20 protein-coding genes are annotated in these 20,145 nt (G+C 60.9%); 11 read left to right on the top strand and 9 right to left on the bottom strand.

Annotation, left to right across the window (positions count from 1 at the left end; all coding sequences use genetic code 11):
- Positions 1–202: 202 nt before the first annotated feature.
- Positions 203–1,102 carry a lipid A hydroxylase LpxO gene (gene lpxO, locus LIS66_RS13440; RefSeq protein WP_065617311.1) on the top strand — a complete coding sequence of 300 codons (900 nt, stop codon included), beginning with the start codon at positions 203–205 and terminating at the stop codon, positions 1,100–1,102.
- Between the two features lie 131 nt (positions 1,103–1,233).
- Here lpxO and LIS66_RS13445 read toward each other — a convergent pair whose 3' ends face one another.
- On the bottom strand, positions 1,234–2,100 hold the full coding sequence (locus LIS66_RS13445) for a Ku protein (protein WP_064362283.1): 867 nt from the start codon (positions 2,098–2,100) through the stop codon (positions 1,234–1,236).
- A 190-nt stretch (positions 2,101–2,290) separates the two neighbouring features.
- Here LIS66_RS13445 and LIS66_RS13450 point away from each other — a divergent pair, with 190 nt between their 5' ends.
- The 4 genes from LIS66_RS13450 to nudC all read left to right on the top strand — a co-directional run bounded on the left by LIS66_RS13450 (position 2,291) and on the right by nudC (position 5,665).
- Positions 2,291–2,611 (top strand): hypothetical protein, encoded by a 321-nt coding sequence (locus tag LIS66_RS13450; RefSeq protein WP_227972309.1) that lies wholly within the window; start codon positions 2,291–2,293, stop codon positions 2,609–2,611.
- A 52-nt stretch (positions 2,612–2,663) separates the two neighbouring features.
- Positions 2,664–3,809, top strand: coding sequence for a PQQ-dependent sugar dehydrogenase (locus LIS66_RS13455; RefSeq protein ID WP_123420228.1), 1,146 nt, complete (start codon positions 2,664–2,666; stop codon positions 3,807–3,809).
- A 205-nt stretch (positions 3,810–4,014) separates the two neighbouring features.
- Positions 4,015–4,827: a crotonase/enoyl-CoA hydratase family protein gene (locus LIS66_RS13460; protein ID WP_227972310.1), complete on the top strand. Its 813-nt coding sequence runs from the start codon at positions 4,015–4,017 to the stop codon at positions 4,825–4,827.
- A gap of 7 nt (positions 4,828–4,834) precedes the next feature.
- Positions 4,835–5,665, top strand: coding sequence for an NAD(+) diphosphatase (gene nudC / locus LIS66_RS13465; protein WP_064362285.1), 831 nt, complete (start codon positions 4,835–4,837; stop codon positions 5,663–5,665).
- Here nudC and LIS66_RS13470 read toward each other — a convergent pair.
- From LIS66_RS13470 to LIS66_RS13485, 4 genes are read right to left on the bottom strand one after another with little or no spacing between them, the layout of a single operon-like run.
- The gene (locus tag LIS66_RS13470) at positions 5,633–6,412 is read right to left on the bottom strand and encodes a TSUP family transporter (protein WP_227972311.1); all 780 of its coding nucleotides are present in this window, start codon (positions 6,410–6,412) and stop codon (positions 5,633–5,635) included. The two genes, nudC and LIS66_RS13470, sit on opposite strands and share 33 nt — an antisense overlap.
- 9 nt (positions 6,413–6,421) lie before the next feature.
- Entirely contained in the window at positions 6,422–6,631 is a 210-nt protein-coding gene (locus tag LIS66_RS13475; RefSeq protein ID WP_227972312.1) for a hypothetical protein, read from the bottom strand.
- A 47-nt stretch (positions 6,632–6,678) separates the two neighbouring features.
- On the bottom strand, positions 6,679–7,158 hold the full coding sequence (locus LIS66_RS13480) for a DUF1348 family protein (RefSeq protein WP_041480390.1): 480 nt from the start codon (positions 7,156–7,158) through the stop codon (positions 6,679–6,681).
- 54 nt (positions 7,159–7,212) lie between these two features.
- Positions 7,213–7,776 (bottom strand): TetR/AcrR family transcriptional regulator, encoded by a 564-nt coding sequence (locus LIS66_RS13485; protein ID WP_227972313.1) that lies wholly within the window; start codon positions 7,774–7,776, stop codon positions 7,213–7,215.
- A 180-nt stretch (positions 7,777–7,956) separates the two neighbouring features.
- Here LIS66_RS13485 and pssA point away from each other — a divergent pair, with 180 nt between their 5' ends.
- Positions 7,957–9,300, top strand: coding sequence for a CDP-diacylglycerol--serine O-phosphatidyltransferase (pssA, locus tag LIS66_RS13490; RefSeq protein WP_227972314.1), 1,344 nt, complete (start codon positions 7,957–7,959; stop codon positions 9,298–9,300).
- A gap of 121 nt (positions 9,301–9,421) precedes the next feature.
- Here the strand turns inward: pssA and efeO (LIS66_RS13495) are convergent, their stop codons facing one another.
- From efeO (LIS66_RS13495) to efeU, 4 genes are read right to left on the bottom strand one after another with little or no spacing between them, the layout of a single operon-like run.
- Entirely contained in the window at positions 9,422–10,246 is an 825-nt protein-coding gene (gene efeO / locus LIS66_RS13495; RefSeq protein WP_227972315.1) for an iron uptake system protein EfeO, read from the bottom strand.
- Positions 10,247–10,272: 26 nt separating this feature from the next.
- Positions 10,273–11,571 (bottom strand): iron uptake transporter deferrochelatase/peroxidase subunit, encoded by a 1,299-nt coding sequence (efeB, locus tag LIS66_RS13500; RefSeq protein WP_227972316.1) that lies wholly within the window; start codon positions 11,569–11,571, stop codon positions 10,273–10,275.
- Between the two features lie 15 nt (positions 11,572–11,586).
- A complete protein-coding gene (gene efeO, locus LIS66_RS13505; protein ID WP_227972317.1) occupies positions 11,587–12,786 on the bottom strand; it encodes an iron uptake system protein EfeO in 1,200 nt (399 codons plus the stop codon).
- 8 nt (positions 12,787–12,794) lie between these two features.
- Complete coding sequence (gene efeU, locus LIS66_RS13510; RefSeq protein ID WP_227972318.1) at positions 12,795–13,634, bottom strand: iron uptake transporter permease EfeU; 840 nt, start codon at positions 13,632–13,634, stop codon at positions 12,795–12,797.
- A 275-nt stretch (positions 13,635–13,909) separates the two neighbouring features.
- Between efeU and LIS66_RS13515 the strand changes: the two genes are divergently transcribed.
- The 5 genes from LIS66_RS13515 to LIS66_RS13535 all read left to right on the top strand — a co-directional run bounded on the left by LIS66_RS13515 (position 13,910) and on the right by LIS66_RS13535 (position 20,144).
- The gene (locus tag LIS66_RS13515; RefSeq protein ID WP_116657344.1) at positions 13,910–14,926 is read left to right on the top strand and encodes an AraC family transcriptional regulator; all 1,017 of its coding nucleotides are present in this window, start codon (positions 13,910–13,912) and stop codon (positions 14,924–14,926) included.
- 296 nt (positions 14,927–15,222) lie between these two features.
- Positions 15,223–16,887 carry an AMP-binding protein gene (locus tag LIS66_RS13520; RefSeq protein WP_227972319.1) on the top strand — a complete coding sequence of 555 codons (1,665 nt, stop codon included), beginning with the start codon at positions 15,223–15,225 and terminating at the stop codon, positions 16,885–16,887.
- 18 nt (positions 16,888–16,905) lie between these two features.
- On the top strand, positions 16,906–17,667 hold the full coding sequence (locus tag LIS66_RS13525; RefSeq protein ID WP_039762936.1) for an SDR family NAD(P)-dependent oxidoreductase: 762 nt from the start codon (positions 16,906–16,908) through the stop codon (positions 17,665–17,667).
- A 13-nt stretch (positions 17,668–17,680) separates the two neighbouring features.
- On the top strand, positions 17,681–18,874 hold the full coding sequence (locus LIS66_RS13530) for an acetyl-CoA C-acyltransferase (protein ID WP_227972320.1): 1,194 nt from the start codon (positions 17,681–17,683) through the stop codon (positions 18,872–18,874).
- A 142-nt stretch (positions 18,875–19,016) separates the two neighbouring features.
- Positions 19,017–20,144: an acyl-CoA dehydrogenase gene (locus tag LIS66_RS13535; protein ID WP_227972321.1), complete on the top strand. Its 1,128-nt coding sequence runs from the start codon at positions 19,017–19,019 to the stop codon at positions 20,142–20,144.
- The last annotated feature ends 1 nt before the right edge of the window (position 20,145 follow it).

Raw genomic sequence — 20,145 nt, forward strand, 5'->3', positions numbered from 1 at the left:
AAAAGTAGGGCAAGACAGTTTTTCACAGTTGAGGGTTCACTATCGGTTACAAAGTGTGGCTAAAATGCCACCCTTTCACCGAGCGCCCGGAAACGGCGCGGGCCAAGGACGCGCCCTGTGCATCAAGACCGCTGCATAAGACGCTGGGCCCCAAGGCCGCCACGCGCGCAGTTTGTTCACTTTTGACGTGTGACCCTTTTCCGTGAAACTCATCATTGCCGCTGTTTATGTCATCTCCATTGCTTACGTTCACCTGCGTGGACGCGTGCGCCACAAGCTGGGGCGGCAATTGAGTGACCACTCGACGTTTCTCGCGCCGATCAACTGCTTCCTGTACCTCTTTTCGAAAATGCCGAACAAGCCGTATCTGAACCCGGCGGATTTTCCCGATCTGAGCCCGTTGCAGGCCCATTGGCAAGAGATTCGCGAGGAAGGCCAGAACCTGCTGCGTGCCGGCGAGATCAAGCGCTCGAACCAGTATGACGATGTCGGCTTCAACTCCTTCTTCAAGACTGGCTGGAAGCGCTTTTATCTGAAGTGGTACGGCGACAGTCACCCGTCGGCAATGAAGCTGTGCCCGCGCACCACCGAACTGGTGCAAAGCATCGGCTCGATCAAGGCGGCCATGTTTGCCGAGCTGCCGCCGGGCTCGAAGCTGGTGCGCCATCGCGATCCGTATGCGGGTTCCTATCGCTATCACCTGGGGCTGGATACGCCGAACGATCCTGGCTGCTACATCAACGTCGACGGTGAGAACTATCACTGGCGCGATGGTGAAGCGGTGATGTTCGACGAAACGTTTATCCATTACGCAGAAAACACCACGGATCAGAACCGTATCATTCTGTTCTGTGATATCGAGCGGCCGTTGAAATACCGCTGGGCCGCTGCGTTCAATCGCTGGTTCAGCCGCACGGTGATGTCGGCGGCGGGCGCGCCGAATGATGCGGGGGACAAGACCGGTGGCATCAACCGCTTGTTTACCAAAATCTACAAGATCCGCTTGCGCGGCAAAGAGCTGAAGAAGCGCAATCGCACGCGGTATTACCTGGAGAAGTGGGCGATTTTTGCGGCGTTGCTGGCGATCTTTATTCTGATCTGACTTTTGTAGTTGGGCTGATTGGCGCTATCGCGAGCAGGCTCACTCCTACACGGGAACGCATTCCAAACTGTAGGAGTGAGCCTGCTCGCGATTGGCCCTGACATTCAAATCACTTCTTCCTGATTCACCGATTATTCCCCAGACGCCTTCCGAGTCTTCTTCGCCGGCGCCGCCTTGCTGGTTGATTTGGCCTTCGGCTTGGCCGGGGCCTTGCCACCAAGACTGCGTTTAAGCAGCTCGGTCAGGTCGATAACATCGGCCGTCTTGCGCTCTTCTTCGCCAGTGGCGGTCTCGACATCTTCGATCTTGCCTTCGTGGGCTTTCTTCTCGACCAGCGCCATGATCTTGTCCTCGAACTCGTCCTTGTAATCCTCCGGCGTCCACTCCGCGGTCATGTCTTCAACCAGACGTTTGGCCATATCCAGCTCACCCTTGGCCAGTTGCGGTTTGGTCACTTCACTGCCCAGGGCCAGCTCATCGAGGCCGCGTACTTCCTGCGGCCAGCGCAGCTTGACCAGAACCAGCGCCGACTCCAGCGGCATTAGCGCCGCCAGGTATTGGCGGGTGTGCAGGACGACGCGGGCGAGGGCGACCTTGTTGGTTTTGCTCAGGGTTTCGCGCAGCAACGCGTACACCTTGCCGCCGCGTTTGTCCGGCGCCAGGTAGTAGGGTGTGTCGATGTTCTGCAGCGGAATCTGCTCGGCGTCGACGAACGAAAAAATGTCGATGGTCTGCGTCGAAACGGGGTGCGCGGAACGGATCTCTTCCTCGCTGAGCACCACGTACCGGCCCTTTTCGTAAGCCACGCCTTTGACGATGTTTTCCTTGGTGACTTCCTTGCCGGTGACCTTGTTGATGCGTTTATAGCCCACCGGGTCCATGCTGCGGCTGTCGAGCCAGTCGAAGTCCACGCCTTGGGACGACGTCGCTGAAACCAGCGCCACGGGGATGTGTACCAGTCCAAAACTGATTGCGCCTTTCCAGATTGCCCGAGCCATGACCTGTCCTCCGAGTGATGATCAGGTGACCCGTGGCGCGGCGAGAAAGTTTCCAGTGATTGCGCGGGCTGCCAGGGTTACGGTCAAGCCGTGTTACATGTTGTTTAAGGCGCAAGGGTTAACAAATCCGAACCCACGGCGTAGCGTGGGCTCCAAGGCTCTAGTCCACGCACATCGAGAGGCATTTCTCATGAACCGGTTTCTGATTGGCATCGCCGTCCTGGCCCTCAGTGGCGGTCTGGTTCATGCCGACGTCGTGCTGACGCAAAGCCCCACCGGCAATAGCAACAATCCCTATAACAGCCCGATCCGCCGGGCCAATCCCAACAGCATGCAGGGCACCCAGCCCAGCGCTCCACCCCTTCGCGGGCCGAACACCGTTCCGGTACCGCGTCAGCCGACCGTGGAAAATCGCGGCATCGGCAACGGCCAGCCGATACGCTCGGTACCGAGCAATCCGCCGACCTTCATTCCCAACCCGCCCTCACGGGGCACCGGCAGCAACCGTTGACCGGCAGGACTGAGGTTCTGTCAGCCCTTCACACGAACATAAGGAATCGTGCATGTTGCGTAAAACCCTTCTAGCCACCTGCTGCGCCGCCGCGCTGATCAGTGCCCCGGCGTTCGCCGCCGCGCCCAAAGAGCTGAAAAGCGAACAGGGCATCCTTGAAGTCAGCACCATTGCCCAGGGCCTGGAACATCCGTGGGCGCTGGCGTTCCTGCCCGATCAGAAAGGCATGCTGGTCACCGAACGGCCGGGCCGTCTGCGCGTCGTGAGCAAGGACGGCAAATTGTCGGAGCCGATCAGCGGCGTGCCACAAGTCTGGGCCAAAGGGCAGGGCGGTCTGCTCGATGTGGTGCTGTCGCCGGACTTCAAGCAGGACCGCATGGTCTACCTGTCCTACGCAGAGGGCGGTGGCGAGGGCGGCAAGGCCGGCACCGCGGTAGGGCGCGGACGACTTTCCGATGACCTGAAGACCTTGAAAGACTTCAACGTGATCTTTCGTCAGGAACCGAAATTGTCGGTGAGCAACCATTTCGGTTCGCGCCTGGTGTTCGATCGCGACGGGTATCTGTTTATCACTCTGGGTGAAAACAATGATCGCCCGACCGCGCAGGATCTCGACAAGCTGCAGGGCAAGGTCGTACGCATCTTCCCCGACGGCAAGGTGCCGGACGATAACCCGTTCGTTGGCCAATCCGGGGTTCGGCCGGAAATCTGGTCGTACGGGCTGCGCAACCCTCAGGGCGCGGCGCTCAATCCGTGGACCGGTACGTTGTGGGAGAACGAACACGGGCCCCGTGGCGGCGATGAAGTGAACATCATCGAGCGCGGTAAAAACTATGGCTGGCCGTTGGCGACCCACGGTATCAATTACTCGATGCAGCCGATTCCTGAGGCGAAAGGTAAAACTGCCGAAGGCACAGTCGCGCCGCATCACGTCTGGGAGAAGTCGCCCGGTGTTACGGGCATGGCGTTTTACGATGCCGATCGCTTCAAGCCTTGGCAGCACAACGCGTTTATTGGCGCACTGGTGTCCCAGGAACTGATTCGCCTGCAATTCGATGGCGACAAGGTCGTGCATGAGGAGCGTCTACTGGGTGAGTTGAACCAACGCATCCGCGATGTGCGCCAGGGACCCGATGGCTATTTGTATGTGCTGACAGACGACGAGAATGGCTCGTTGTACAGGCTGGGGCTGAAATGATCGCGTACGGTGAATGATCCGACGCCTTCGCGAGCAGGCTCGCTTCCACATTGAAATGGAGTATCCCTGTGGGAGCGAGCCTGCTCGCGAAAGGGCCCGCGCATTTTGCGCCGACGTCGAGCAGTCCCGTATTTGGCCGAACCGCCACCCCATTGCCTTGTTATAGTTCGGGCCTTATTTTCCAGCCCGGTAAAGGATCACTGCCATGACTCAATACTCCGCCTTCAGCGTCGAACTGGCCGATAACATCGCCCATGTGCAGATCAATCGCCCGGAAAAGATCAACGCGATGAACGCGGCGTTCTGGAGCGAGATCGTCGAGATCTTCCAATGGATCGACGACACCGACGAAGTGCGTGTGGTGATGCTGAGTGGCAACGGAAAGCATTTTTCTTCCGGCATCGACCTGATGATGCTGGCTGGCGTGGCCAATGAACTGGGCAAGGACGTGGGCCGCAATGCACGCCTGCTGCGGCGCAAGATCCTCAACCTGCAGGCTTCGTTCAACGCCGTCGATAATTGCCGCAAACCGGTGCTGGCCGCCATTCAGGGCTACTGCCTGGGTGGGGCGATCGATCTGATTGCCGCTTGCGACATGCGTTACGCCGCTGAGGACGCGCAGTTCTCGATCAAGGAAATCGATATCGGCATGGCCGCTGACGTCGGCACGTTGCAACGGTTGCCGCGAATCATCGGAGACGGCATGCTGCGCGAACTGGCTTACACCGGTCGCACCTTTGGCGCCGAGGAAGCGCGCAGCATGGGCCTGGTCAATCGCGTCTACAGCGACAAGGACACGTTGCTCGAAGGCGTGTTCGAGATTGCCCGCGACATCGCTGCCAAGTCGCCGATTGCCGTGACCGGCACCAAGGAAATGATCAGCTACATGCGCGACCATCGCATTGACGACGGTCTCGAATACGTTGCCACCTGGAACGCCGCCATGTTGCAATCCACCGATCTGCGCGTGGCCATGGCGGCGCACATGAGCAAACAGAAACCCGAATTTCTGGATTGAGTTAACCATGATCTCTCGCTGGACCACTGCAGTACTCGACACCGATCAACCCGGCGGCTGGGCCGTGGCGCGCAGCCCGGAAGGCTTTCTGTTCGATGACAACGGCGCGCTGTTCCCGCGCGAATGGCTCAAGCGCCAGGACCTTGCGGTCCTTGCCGAGCACGGCATTGGTCATCTCGACGGCGAACCGGTGTATCTGCTGGAGTTGCGCAGTGTCAGCGATGTACCGGGTTGCGGCTGGAAAGGCCTGCGAGCGTTCATGCTCGAGGGCGATCACACGCTGTACAAAGTCCTCGGTTATGCCGCGCAGATCGGCACTTGGGCGCGCGAGCATCGCTTCTGCGGCAACTGCGGCCAGCCGATGACGCAGGTGCCGCGCGAGCGGGCGATGTATTGCCAGCCGTGCGATCTGCGCAGCTATCCGCGCATTTCACCGAGCATGATCGTGCTGATCACTCGTGGCGACGAAATCCTCTTGGCGCGCTCGCCGCGCTTCGTCACGGGGGTTTACAGCACCTTGGCCGGTTTCGCCGAGCCGGGGGAGTCGGCTGAGGATTGTCTGATTCGTGAAGTGCGCGAAGAAGTGCAGATCGAAGTGAAGAACATCCAGTACATCGGCAGCCAGTGCTGGCCGTTCCCGCATTCGATGATGCTCGGCTTCCATGCCGAATACGCCGGTGGCGAGATTGTCTGTCAGGAAGACGAGATCGAAGACGCCCAGTGGTTCAACGTGCATGAACTGCCGCCGTTGCCGGCGTCACGTTCGATAGCCCGTTACTTGATCGATGTCTACGTGGCGCGGCGCTTAGGCCACGCTGAACCAGTGCTGCCAGGCTAGGCGCACGGTCAGGCCAAGCACCACGGTGATGAATACCGGACGAATGAATTTGGCGCCGCCGCTGATTGCCGTGCGTGCGCCAAAAAAGGCCCCGACCATCACCGACAGGCCCATGCACAAGCCGATGATCCAGTCGACCTGATCGGAGAAAATGAACACCGACAGCGCCGCGATGTTGCTGACAAAGTTCATGCTCCGCGCTACTCCGCTGGCCTTGACCAGATCGATCGGGTACAGCAGCAGACTGCTCACTGTCCAGAACGCGCCCGTGCCGGGACCCGCCACGCCATCATAGAAGCCGAGGCTGAAGCCTTGGGTCGACTGCCATTTCTTTTTGATCGGTGCGTCGCTGTCCAGCGGCGCTTTCGGCGTGCCGCCAAACAACAGATACACGCCACAAGCGAATACGATCACCGGCAGCATCTTGTTCAGCCATTCGGCCGGCAGGTAATGCGCAACCACCGCACCCGTGAGCGCGCCGACCAGAGTGCCGACTATCGCGTGGGTCCACTGTCGCGGATGAAACAGTTTGCGTCTGTAGAAGGTGAAGCTGGCGGTTGCCGAGCCGAAGGTCGAACTCAGCTTGTTGGTGCCCAGCACCAGATGCGGCGGCAGGCCCGCCGTCAGCAGCGCCGGCGTGGTCAACAGACCGCCACCACCCGCGATGGCATCGATGAAACCGGCAAGGAAGGCAACGGCAGCCAGAATGGCCAGGGTGGTGAGGTCAACGCTGAGTTCGAAAGGCATGGAGTCGGCTTATTCGGCAAGGCGCAGAACGTGAGCTGCGGGGAGGGCAGTCATGTTACCTGTATCCAACTGTTGCGGCGAGCCGCAGGGCTTATTCGCGAGCAGGCTCGCTCCCACAGATGCGGTGCCGTACTCAAAATCAATATTCACCGCAAAACCATTGTAGGAGTGAGCCTGCTCGCGATGGCGGTTTGTCAGACGTGAAGACGTCACAGACATACCGCTATCGCGAGCAGGCTCACTCCAACATTGAATCGGGATAGGCTTTAGAGGCCGAGTTCGCTGAGCCCCGGATGATCATCCGGCCGGCGGCCCAGCGGCCAGTGGAATTTGCGTTCGCTTTCCTTGATCGGCATGTCATTGATGCAGGCGTAGCGCTGGAACATCAGGCCATTGTCATCGAACTCCCAGTTTTCGTTGCCGTACGAACGGAACCAGTTGCCGGAATCGTCGTGCCATTCATAGGCATAACGCACGGCGATACGGGTATCGGAGTAGGCCCAGAGTTCTTTGATCAAGCGATAATCCAGCTCCTTCGCCCACTTGCGGGTGAGGAATGCCTTGGCCTCTTCGCGGTTGTTGGCGAACTCGGCGCGATTGCGCCATTTGGTATCGAGGGTGTAGGCGAGCGAAACCTTTTCCGGATCGCGGGTGTTCCAGCCATCTTCGGCAAGGCGCACTTTTTCGATGGCTGAAGCGTGGTTGAACGGGGGTAACGGCGGACGTACCTGGGCTGCAGTCGACATGTTCAATCTCCTGATTCATTTAATGTATGAACAACAAGTCCGGCTTGTTAAGCGTTACAGGCCCAATAACTTTCGCGCCATGCATTGCGCATTATCGGCGGCACTGTGATCACCCATCACAAGCGCTACGGTAATGGCGCCTTCAATCAGAACCAGCAACTGTCTGGCCAGCAGTTGCGGATCTTCGGCGCCATATTCGGTACACAGCTCGCACACGTAGTCGAGCAACTTCTGTTTGTGTTCTTTGGCCACCAGCCGCACCGGGTCCTGTGGATCGCCGGTTTCGCCGCTGGTGTTGATAAACGCGCAGCCGCGAAAGCCATCCGAGTCGAACCAGCCCTTGAGCACGGTAAACAGGTTGAGCAGGCGCTCGGCCGGGGTTGCAGCTTGGTCGACAGCGTTTCTGAACCAGCTCATCCAGCGTATATCGCGACGCTTAAGGGCCGCGACCACCAGCGCGTCCTTGTCGGCAAAGTAACGGTAGATGCTTTTTCTGGAGACGCCGGCGGTTTTCACCAGGAGATCCATGCTGGTGGCAGCGATGCCACTTTTGTAGATCAACTTTTCGGTGACATCCAGAATGATGTCGCGTGTTTCGTTGCTGATTGATTCGTTCATGTGGCGAACAGTAGAACGGATGTTCTCCTTGGTCAAGCGGATATGTGTTGCGTCTGTGAAATGGCTTTCGCGAGCAGGCTCGCTCTCACAGGGGAATGCATTTCAACCGACACTGACAAGACCCGGCGCAGACGATGGTGTAAGCTCTCAAACTCTTCGGAATCGAACCTTGCGAGCCTTATGCCGTTGCTTTTCAAACGTTCTCTGCTGCCCAAACTGCGCAGCTTCGCGCTGACCGCCGAGGCGGTGAGCATTCTGTCCAGTGCTGCCGAATTCCGACGCTGCCTGCTCGAGCAAATCGCCGCAGCGACCCAGCGCATCTACATCGTCGCGCTGTATTTGCAGCAGGACGAAGCCGGCCAGGAAATCCTCGATGCCCTGCACGCTGCCAAACTCAAGCGTCCCGAGCTGGAAATTGCCGTCGTGGTTGACTGGTTGCGCGCCCAGCGCGGTCTGATCGGCGCGGGCAAGCAGCCTGGCAACGCCGCCTGGTATCAGGACATGACCCGCACGCATCAGAGCGAAGTGCCGATCTACGGCGTGCCGGTGCAGACCCGCGAGCTGTTCGGCGTGCTGCACCTCAAAGGCTTCGTCATCGATGACGACGTGGTCTACAGCGGCGCCAGCCTGAACAACGTCTACCTGCACAAACTCGACAAGTACCGCTTCGACCGTTACCACGTGCTGCACAGTCGCGAGCTCGCGGATTCGATGCATCATCTGGTCAAGCATGGCCTGATCGAATCGAAAGCCGTGCATCGCCTCGACCTGCCGAACCTGCCGAGCACGCGCAGCCTGCGCAACGACATCGGCGACCTGCGCAGTCGCCTCAAGTACGCGACCTACGACACCGGCGCCGGCAGCACCAGCAGAGAAGGGCTGTCGGTCACGCCACTGCTCGGCGTCGGCAAGAACAATCCGCTAAACCGGGCGATCCTCGAACTGATCGCCAGCGCACAAAAGCAGCTGACCATCTGCACGCCGTACTTCAACCTGCCGCTGGGTGTGATCCGCGAGATCAACCGTGCGCTGGCCCGCGGCGTGAAGATCGATATCGTGGTCGGCGACAAGACCGCCAATGACTTCTACATCCCGCCAAGCGAGCCGTTCAAGGTAATCGCCGCGCTGCCGTATCTGTACGAGATCAGCCTGCGCCGCTTCACCAAACGCCATCAGCACAGCATCGACAGCGGCCAGCTGAACCTGCACCTCTGGCGCGATGGCGACAACACTTATCACCTCAAGGGCATGTGGATCGATCAGCGCTACACCTTGCTGACCGGCAACAACCTCAATCCGCGGGCGTTCCGTCTGGATCTGGAAAACGCGCTGCTGATCGACGACCCGCAAGGCGAATGGCTGGAGCCCCGGGCGAAAGAGCTGGAGAACATCTTCCGCCATACCACGCGGATCGACAGCTTCCAGACCCTGGAGACACTGCCGGATTACCCGGCGGGGGTGGCGAAGTTTCTCAAGCGGGTGAGTCGGGTGAGGATTGAGCGGTTGCTCTATCGGATTCTCTAGGGTTTGGTATTTGTAGTGTGGCGAAAACCGCTATCGCGAGCAGGCTCACTCCTACAGGGGAATGCATTCCAACTGTAGGAGTGAGCCTGCTCGCGATAGGGCCCTGACAGGCGCTGAAGATTCAGTTCAAACCCAACTTCCCGCGCATCATCGACAAATCCTCCGCCAATGTATTCACCGGCCCGACCAGCGCCTTGCGGTCGTTGTCCTTCACTTTGTCGTAGGTTTCAAAGCCGCCATCCGCGGTCTTGTACTTGGCGAGGATCTTGTCGACCGTGGCGAAGTTCTTGTCGACTTTCGCTACAAATGCCTTGTCCTGCTGTTCGACCTGCGAACGGAACAGATCGACGATCTTCTTCGCGCCGTCGATATTGCCCTGGAAGTCGTACAGGTCAGTGTGGCTGTAGCGATCTTCCTCGCCGGAAATCTTCGTCGCCGCGACTTCTTCCAGTAGCGCAGCAGCGCCGCCGACGACTTTCTCCGGCGGGAAGGTCAGGCCGGCCACACGGGTTTGCAGCTCCTGCACGTCTTTGTTCAAACCGTCGGCCAGTGCATCCAGACCCTGGGTGGATTTCTCCGCGAACAGCGAATATTCGATCCGGTGGAAACCGGTGAAATCTTCAGCCTTCACACCTTTCTCGTGATCATCGACGCGCGAGTCGATGGACGCATCGAGATCGCTGAACAATTCTGCAATCGGCTCTATCGACTCGTAATAAACCCGCGTCGGCGCGTAGAGCTTCTGCGCGGTGGCGAGATCGCCTTTCTTCACCGCGTCGGTGAACTGCTGAGTGTGGCTGGCCAGCTCATCGAGCTTCTCGGTGACGTAAATCTTGTAGTCCGACACCGGCCCCACCAGATCCAGCGGCGCAGTCGTGGCGAACGCCGACAGCGGGGTGTTGAGCAAACCAAGGGTCAGCAATAACGCGAGTGGCGTCTTTTTCATGGGGCGGCTCCAGTGTCGGTTGGGTGTCATGCGGTTTTGTTGTGGGATGTGGCAGCCAGTAACGAGCGACCGATGAAGTCGTCATCGCCGGTAACGCCGGGCAGGGTGAAGAAGTAACCGCCGCCGACCGGTTTGAGGTATTCCTCGAGCGGCTCGCCGTTGAGGCGGGTCTGCACGGTGATAAAGCCTTGTTCCAGGTCGGCCTGGTAGCAGATGAACAGCAGGCCCATGTCGAGCTGACCGTTCTTGTTGACGCCGTTGGAATAGTTGAAAGGTCGGCGCAGGATCAGGTTGGCCTGGGTCGCGGCGGTGCGCGGATTGGCCAGCCGAATGTGCGCGTCGAGTCTGGTCAGCTTGCCGGCGGGATCCTTGCTGTAATCCGGCACTTCGCTTTCCGTGTGGCCACCGATGGGCGCGCCGCTGCTCTTGACCCGGCCGAGAATGCTTTCCTGCTCCTGCAAAGGCGTGCGATCCCAGCGTTCGACAAAGTTGCGGATGATGCGCACCGCTTGATAACTGCCATGGGCAGCCCACGCCGGCTCATCGCTGCCCGGTTGCACCCAGACGATGCGGTCCATGGCTTTGGCGTCGTTGGAATCGGGGTTGGCCGAGCCGTCGCGAAAACCCAGGAAGTTGCGCGCCGACTGCGCCGGTACGCCGGGTTTGGCCGGGGCTTGCGGCGGTACGCTGCCTTCCTGTTTCCAGCGCAGCAGCAGCAGATCGGGGAGGTTCTTGACGATGTCGCGCAGGGCGTGAATGTTGGTGTCGGCGGTGTTGGCGCAGAACTGCAGGCTCAGGTCGCCATGGCAGCAGTCGGCATCCAGCGCATCGTTGGGGAAACCGACCATGCGTTGCAGGCGCTTGGGTTTGGCCGCTGCCAGACCGAAGCGCTCGTCGAACAGCGAATCACCGACGGACACGGTGATGGTCAGGTTGTCCGGGGTGACCACCGGGCCGAGGATGCCGGAATCCGGCGGCGGCAGTTTCGGATCGATCTGCGCCACCGGGCCGCCCTTCATCAAAAACGCGATGCGTTCGTTCAGCGTGCGGAACAGCCGCTCGAGATCTTCGCGATCGGTCGCCAGCACATCGAACGCCACCAGCATGCCCGAGGCCGGGCGCGGGGTGTCGATGCCGGTCTGGTGCACGCCGTGGAAATCGTGGCGGTCTTCGGTCTTGTCGCTGCTCGGCGCTTCGGTGACTTGTGCCGGCGCTGCGGCCATGGCCGGGCAGCTCAGGGCTGATCCGGCGAGGGCGACACCGGCGGCGCCCATGCCCATCAGTACGCGGCGCCGTTGCAGGTTGAGAGGTTCTGAATCGTTCATCGGGTGGTCTTCTGCTTACAGGCCGGAAAGGCCGAGGGCGGGGTCGATGCCATCCAGTGCCGTGGCCAGAGCCTTGGCTTTGGCGGCGATCTGCTGGCGTTGCGCGGAGGTCACGGCGTCGTAACTGACGTAGCCGTCGGCGGATTTCAGTGCGTCGAGCTGGCTGTCAAAGTCGCCCAACGCCTGGTCGACTTTCGCCAACACGTCTGCCGCGGATTTGCTCAGCATCGGCCGCAACAGGTCGACGACTTTGTGCGCGGTTTGCCCGTTGGCGGCGAAACCGTTGAGATCGCTGTGGCTGTAGCGTTCTTCTTCGCCGCTGCCAGCGCGCACGTCGGCGAGGCTGTTGAGGTTGCGCACGACGATACTCACCAGTTGCTCCGGCGGCAGCGACTGCGCGAGCAACTGCTGCTTGAGCGTGGTGACGTCAGCGAGCAGGCGCTGGGCAATCGGCGCAACGTCGTCGAGTGTGCGCTGCTGAAACAGGGCATATTCGAGTCGATGGAAACCGACAAAGCCCGGATCCTGCTCGCGCTTTTCGAAATAATCGGCGCGGGCATTGATGTGATTGTCCAGCTCGGCCAGACGCTGCGCCGCCGGCGCCAGACGCTGATAAGCAGCACGCGCCGGCAGGTACGCGGCTTGCGCCTGAGCAAGATCGCCACTGGCTAGAGCCTGATCCAGTGCTGTCACCGCTTTGATCAAGGCACTGCCCTGAACGGCCAGATACACGCGAAATTCCGACAACGGCCCGACGAAAGCCACCATCGACGGTTTGGCCTTGGCGGCGGCGTCGGAAGCGGCCGTCGGCGTCACGTGCAAGGTGCCGCGCGGGTTGCTGAGCAAGCCGCAGGTGATCGCGTAGTCGCCCGGTTGCAGGTTGGCGTTGATCACCTGGCTCAGCCCTGGCGCGATGTTTTCCCGTTCTTCGACCACCAGCACACCGTCGAGAATTTCCCACTCGACCGCACGCTCGGAGCGGTTGACGATGCGGAAACTGGCGCGGCCGGCCGGCACGGTCAGCGCATTCGGCTCGCAACTGTGCGGGTGGATGTTGACGACGATTTCGTCGTGGTTGTGCTGACGCTTGGCGGCGGCCATGTTCGAGGCGTACCAGAACAGCCCGCCGGCGCCGATCATCAGCACTACCGAGCCGGCCAGCGCCCAACGCAAGGCGCGGGGCGGCGAGGCCTGAGGGATTTGATTGTCAGACATGGGTGGCCTTATTGGCTGGAAACGGAAGTCGTTGACGGCGCTTGGCGCGGCGCGGGCATAAAGAACATCACCAGCGCCAGCAGCAGATAAATCAGGTAAGCGCCGAGGGTGCTGACGGTCGGCGCATCCTGATAACCGAACATGCCGGCCAGCACCGAGCCCAGCGGGCCGTCCATCGGTAGCGTCGCGCTGAAGTCGAACAGCACCGTTTGCAGGTGATTCCACAACCCGGCTTCATGCAGCGCCTGCACCGAGTTGGCGAGGATCCCGGCGGCGACCACGAGGATGAACAAACCGGTCCACTTGAAGAACGCCGACAGATTCAGGCGCATGCTGCCGCTGTAGATGAGGAAACCGACGATCACCGCCAGGATCAGGCCGAGCAGGGCGCCAATCGGCGCGTCCGGGCCCTCGCTCTGCTGGAACACCGCAAGCAGGAAAAACACTGTTTCCAGGCCTTCGCGAGCGACAGCGAAAAAGACCATGGCGATCAGCGCAATCACCTGATGCCGGGAGGCCGTCAGCGCCTGGTCCAGTGAGGCTTGCAGCGAATGCTTGATCGACCGCGCGACCTTGCGCATCCAGAACACCATCGAACTGAGAATGCCCACCGCGACCAGGCCAACCACGCCCTCGAACAGCTCCTGCTGCTTCTGCGGGAATTCGGCACTGACCAGTTCCAGGCCACCACCGACCAGCAGGGCGAGGGCGGCAGCGAGGAAAACGCCAATCCATACGGCGGGCATCCACTGACCGCGGCCGGTCTGTTGCAGGTAACTGGCAATGATGCCGACGATGAGCGCGGCCTCGATGCCTTCGCGCAACATGATCAAAAAGGGAACGAGCATTTGGTAGCCACAGCAATTTAGTTAGGTGGCTAAGTTGTAACATAATGACACTCATTCCCAAATGGCATTCATTGACATTTAGCTGAACCTCAGCTGAACGAAACACGCAACCCTGTAGGAGTGAGCCTGCTCGCGATAGCGGTCTGTCAGCCAAGGAGATGTGACTGATACACCGCTATCGCGAGCAGGCTCACTCCTACAAGGGATTTGTGTTGGGTCAGAGAGGCTGGGTTAAGATGCCCATCACCCAAAAACAACAAGGCTCACCTCGTTCCATGGCGGACAAAGACACCATTGCCATTCCACTGGTGCGCGAAGCACTGCTGCAGAGTTGTGCGCCGGGCGCGGCCACGGATGAGGCGTTGAGCAAGGTCGGCATCGCTCCGGCTCTGTTGGCATCCGACGCGGGCAGGGTGCCGGCCTCGCAATACGCCAAACTCTGGCGCCTGTTGGCCCGGCGCGGTGATGACGAGTTCTTCGGCATGGACCCGCGCAAGCTCAAGTCCGGCAGCCTGGCATTCCTGTGTCGCAGCGCCATGGCGCAACCGACGCTGGCGGCAGCGCTGGACACCGGCCTGAATTTCCTTTCGTTGATGCTCGAACGCCTACCGGCGCAACTGGTGCATCAGCAGAGCCTCGCCGAAATCGTCCTGCTCGAAGACGATGCCGACCCACGTCGTGCGTTCACCTATTTCACTTACTGGATGATCGTGCACGGCGTAGCGTGCTGGCTGGCCGGGCGGCGGATTCCGATTCTGGCGATCGAACTGCGCTGCGCCGAACCGGATTTCACCGACGACTACCGGGTGATGTTTTCGGAGAACCTGCGTTTCGAACGTCCGCGCACGCGAATGATTTTTTCCGCCGACTGCCTCGACCTGCCGGTCAAGCGCAGCGCCGAAGAGCTGAAGCGCTTTCTCGCCCAGGCGCCGGCGAACATTCTGGTCAAGTACCGCGACCCGGACAGCCTGGCGAGCCGGATCAAGCAGGATCTGCGGCAACTGCCCGCCGAGCAGTGGCCGGAAACCGAGGCCTTGGCCCAGCAACTGTGCATGTCCGCCTCGACGTTGCGCCGGCGTCTGGCCGAGGAAGGGCAGACCTATCAGGGGCTCAAGGACAGTGTGCGCAAGGAACTGGCAATCACCTGGCTGGCAGAGCCTTCGATCAGTTTTGTCGAGATCGCCACCCGACTGGGCTTTGCTGATGCCAGCTCGTTCTACAAGGCGTTTCGCAAGTGGTCCGGGTCGAACCCGGGGCATTACCGCACGCTGATCCTGAATGAGGTTGTCTGACCCGACGCCTTCGCGAGCAGGCTCGCTCCCACACTTTGAAATGCGTTCCTCCGTAGGAGCTGCCGAAGGCTGCGATCTTTTGATCTTGATCTTGATCTGGATGGTGAAAATCAAGATCAACAGATCGCAGCCTCGTTGCACTCGTCAGTTCCTACAGGGGATGCGGCGCCAATCCCTTGGCCAAACCAGTCAGCCACTTTGATAATTTTGACCATTGCCCCAAGTCCCGCGCGGCGCGACTATCCCTGTGTTGTTTACGGTTCCCAGCCTAATAAAAACACCGAGGGATTCTGGCAATGCGCGATTACTTGTCTGCCACCGAACAGTTCGATTATCAGCACACCGTCGACGCGTCGCTCAGCGGCTCGCTGGCGTCGCTCAACGCCTGCGTCGAATGCTGCGACCGCCACGCCTTGCCCGGTCGCATTGCCTTGTTCTGGGAAGGTCGCGACGGTTCAAGTGCGACTTACACCTTCACTGACCTGCAAGACAAAGCCGCGCGTTTTGCCAATTTCCTCCTCGCCCAAGGCGTGCAAAAGGGCGATAGAGTCGCCGGACTGCTGCCGCGCAACGTCGAATTACTGATCACCGTTCTTGCCACCTGGCGCATCGGCGCGGTGTATCAGCCGCTGTTCACCGCGTTCGGCCCCAAAGCCCTTGAACATCGCCTGAACAGTTCCGGGGCGAAGGTTGTGGTGACCGATGCGGTCAACCGACCCAAGCTCAATGAGGTCGGCGACTGCCCGACCATCGTCACCGTTGGCGGCGTGAAAGGTCAGGGCATTGTCCGTGGTGATTTCAGTTTCTGGGCCGAGCTGAGCAACTATTCCAATGTCTGCGCACCGGTGCTGCTGACCGGCGAAGACCCTTTCCTGCTGATGTTCACTTCAGGCACTACGGGGCCGGCGAAAGCGCTGTCGGTGCCGCTCAAAGCGATCGTCGCGTTCCAGAGCTACACCCGCGATGCGGTGGACCTGCGTCCTGAAGATGCGTTCTGGAACGTCGCTGATCCGGGCTGGGCCTATGGCATTTATTTCGGTGTGACCGGGCCGTTGGCGCTGGGTCACCCGATCACCTTCTACGATGGCCCGTTCACCCTCGAAAGCACCTGCCGGGTGATCAACAAATACGCCATCAGCAACCTCACCGGCTCGCCCACTGCCTATCGCCTGCTGATTGCCGGGGGAGAGGAGTTCGCCAGATCGATCAAGGGCAAGCTGCGCATCGTCAGCAGCGCCGGTGAACCGCTGAATCCGGAAGTGATCCGCTGGTTCGCCGACAACCTCGACGTGGTCATCCACGACCACTACGGCCAGACCGAACTGGGCATGGTGCTGTGCAACCATCACGGCCTCGAGCACCCCGTCCATGTCGGCGCTGCCGGTTTCGCCTCGCCCGGCCACCGCATCGTCGTGCTCGATGAGCAGTACAACGAGCTGGGCGTCGGCCAGCCCGGCATTCTCGCCATTGACCGCCCGCAGTCGCCGATGTGCTGGTTCGGCGGCTACGAAGGCGCGCCGACCAAGGCCTTCGTCGGCGACTACTACCTGAGCGGCGACACCGTCGAATGGAACCCCGACGGCAGCATCAGCTTCGTCGGCCGCAGCGATGACGTGATCACCACCTCGGGCTACCGCGTCGGCCCGTTCGATGTGGAAAGTGCGCTGATCGAACACCCGGCCGTGGTCGAAGCGGCGGTCGTCGGCAAGCCCGACCCGGAACGCACCGAACTGGTCAAAGCCTTTGTCGTGCTGAGTGCGCAGTACCGCGCCGCGCCGGAGTTGGCCGAAGAGCTGCGCCAACATGTGCGCAAGCGTCTGGCCGCGCATTCGTACCCGCGTGAAATCGAATTTGTCAGCGAATTGCCCAAGACCCCGAGCGGCAAATTGCAGCGCTTTATCTTGCGCAACCAGGAAATCGCCAAGGCTCAAGAGGCCGCGGCGCACAACGTTTCAGCTTGAATCCAAGGAAACACTGTCATGCAGATCGAGAACAAGGTTTTTATCGTCACCGGCGGCGCGTCAGGCCTCGGTGCTGCCAGTGCTGAATTGCTGGTCAGTGCCGGCGCAAAAGTCATGCTGGTCGACATGAACGCCGAAGCCGTCGCCGCTCAGGCCCAGCGCCTCGGTGCGCAGAGCGTCGTCGCCGATATCAGCAACGAAGCCGCCGCCGAAGCTGCTGTGCAGGCGACCATCGCCGCATTCGGCAGCCTCAACGGCCTGATCAACTGCGCCGGCATCGTTCGCGGCGAGAAGATCCTCGGCAAGAACGGCCCGCACGCCCTGAGCAGTTTTGCCCAAGTGATCAACGTCAACCTGATCGGCAGCTTCAACATGCTGCGTCTGGCCGCGGCGGCCATTGCCGAGAGCGAAGCCAATGCTGACGGCGAGCGGGGGGTAATCATCAACACTGCCTCGGTCGCAGCATTCGATGGCCAGATCGGCCAGGCTGCGTACTCGGCGTCGAAAGGTGCGATCGCCAGCCTGACCCTGCCCGCCGCCCGCGAACTGGCGCGCTTCGGCATTCGCGTGATGACCATCGCACCGGGCATCTTCGAAACGCCAATGATGGCCGGCATGACCCCGGAAGTGCGCGACTCATTGGCCGCCGGCGTGCCGTTTCCGCCGCGTCTGGGCAAGCCCGCCGAATACGCCGCGCTGGTACGCCACATCATTGAAAACAGCATGCTCAACGGCGAGGTGATCCGTCTCGACGGCGCCTTGCGTATGGCCGCCAAGTAAAGAGGAATCCGTCATGACTATGTCCAACGATCCGATTGTTATCGTCAGCGCCGTCCGCACACCGATGGGCGGCTTTCAGGGCGAACTGAAAAGCCTCAGCGCACCGCAACTTGGCGCGGCGGCAATCAAGGCGGCGGTCGAACGCGCCGGTGTCGCCAGTGACGCGGTTGATGAAGTGCTGTTCGGCTGCGTACTGCCGGCGGGCCTCGGCCAAGCGCCGGCACGCCAGGCTGCGCTGGGCGCCGGGCTGGATAAATCGACGCGCTGCACCACGGTCAACAAGATGTGCGGCTCGGGCATGCAGACCACCATCATGGCCCACGACTTGCTGCTCGCTGGCAGTGCCGATGTGGTGATTGCCGGTGGCATGGAAAGCATGTCCAACTCGCCATACCTGCTCGATCGTGCCCGCGCCGGTTATCGCATGGGCCATGGCCGCGTGCTCGATTCGATGTTCCTCGACGGCCTCGAAGACGCCTACGACAAGGGCCGGCTGATGGGCACCTTCGCCGAGGATTGCGCCGAGACCAACGGCTTCAGCCGCGAAGCGCAGGACGCTTTCGCCATCGCCTCGACCACCCGCGCCCAACAGGCGATCAAGGACGGCAGCTTCCAGGACGAAATCGTCCCGCTGACCGTCACCGTCGGCAAAGAACAGGTTGTGATCAGTAACGACGAGCAACCGCCAAAAGCCAAACTCGACAAAGTCGCCTCGCTGAAACCGGCGTTCCGCGAAGGCGGCACGGTCACGGCGGCCAACTCCAGCTCGATTTCCGACGGCGCCGCGGCGCTGGTACTGATGCGCCAGTCCCACGCCCGGCAACTGGGCCTCAAACCGCTGGCGGTGATTCACGGCCATTCGGCGTTTGCCGACACCCCGGGCCTGTTTCCCACCGCACCGATTGGCGCGATCAAGAAACTGGTGAAGAAAACCGGCTGGGCACTGGATCAGGTGGATCTGTTTGAAGTCAATGAAGCGTTCGCGGTGGTCGGCATGGCGGCGATGACGCATCTGGAGATTCCCCACGACAAGCTCAACGTGCATGGCGGCGCCTGTGCGCTGGGTCACCCGATCGGCGCCTCGGGCGCGCGGATTCTGGTGACGCTGCTGGCGGCACTGCGGCAGAAACAGCTCAAACGCGGGATTGCAGCCATCTGCATTGGCGGCGGCGAAGCCACGGCCATGGCTGTGGAATGCGTTTACTGAAGGCATCCCCGATCAACTGTGGGAGCGAGCCTGCTCGCGAAAACGTCGTTTCAGCCGGCACATGCGTGACTGACACACCGCTTTCGCGAGCAGGCTCGCTCCCACAGAGTTCTATGTCGTACCCAGATTTGAAGGAATCACCATGATCCCCAACGAAGACCAACATCAGATCCGCGACATGGCCCGGCAGTTTGCCGAGGAGCGGCTCAAACCGTTCGCTGCCGAGTGGGATCGCGAGCACCGTTTCCCCAAGGAAGCCATCGCCGAAATGGCCGGACTGGGCTTCTTCGGCATGCTCGTACCGGAGCAGTGGGGCGGTTGTGACACCGGCTATCTGGCCTACGCCATGGCCCTGGAGGAAATCGCCGCCGGCGACGGTGCCTGCTCGACGATCATGAGCGTGCACAACTCGGTCGGCTGCGTGCCGATTCTCAAGTTCGGCAATGACGACCAGCGCGAGCGCTTCCTCAAACCGCTGGCCAGCGGCGCCATGCTCGGTGCCTTTGCATTGACCGAACCGCAGGCCGGTTCCGATGCCAGCAGCCTGAAGACCCGCGCGCGGCTGGAAGGCGATCACTACGTACTCAACGGCTGCAAACAGTTCATCACCTCCGGGCAGAACGCCGGTGTCGTGATCGTGTTTGCCGTGACCGACCCGAGCGCCGGCAAACGCGGGATCAGCGCGTTTATCGTGCCGACCGACTCGCCTGGCTACAAGGTTGCGCGGGTCGAAGGCAAGCTCGGCCAACACGCCTCCGACACCTGCCAGATCCTCTTCGAAGATGTGAAAGTGCCGGTCGCCAACCGCCTCGGCGAGGAGGGCGAGGGCTACAAAATCGCACTGGCGAATCTCGAAGGCGGCCGCGTCGGCATCGCCTCGCAAGCCGTCGGCATGGCCCGTGCCGCCTTCGAGGCCGCCCGTGATTACGCCCGCGAGCGTGACACCTTCGGCAAGCCGATCATCGAGCATCAGGCCGTGGCTTTTCGCCTGGCGGACATGGCCACGCAAATCGCCGTCGCCCGGCAGATGGTGCATTACGCAGCGGCCTTGCGTGACAGCGGCCAGCCGGCGCTGGTCGAGGCGTCGATGGCCAAGCTGTTCGCCTCGGAAATGGCCGAGAAGGTCTGCTCCATGGCCTTGCAAACCCTCGGCGGTTACGGTTACCTCAACGACTTCCCGCTGGAACGCATCTACCGCGACGTGCGCGTCTGCCAGATCTACGAAGGCACCAGCGACATTCAACGCATGGTTATTTCGCGCAATCTCTGAC

Source organism: Pseudomonas sp. HN2 (assembly GCF_020736465.1).
Classification (GTDB): Bacteria; Pseudomonadota; Gammaproteobacteria; order Pseudomonadales; family Pseudomonadaceae; genus Aquipseudomonas; species Aquipseudomonas moraviensis_A.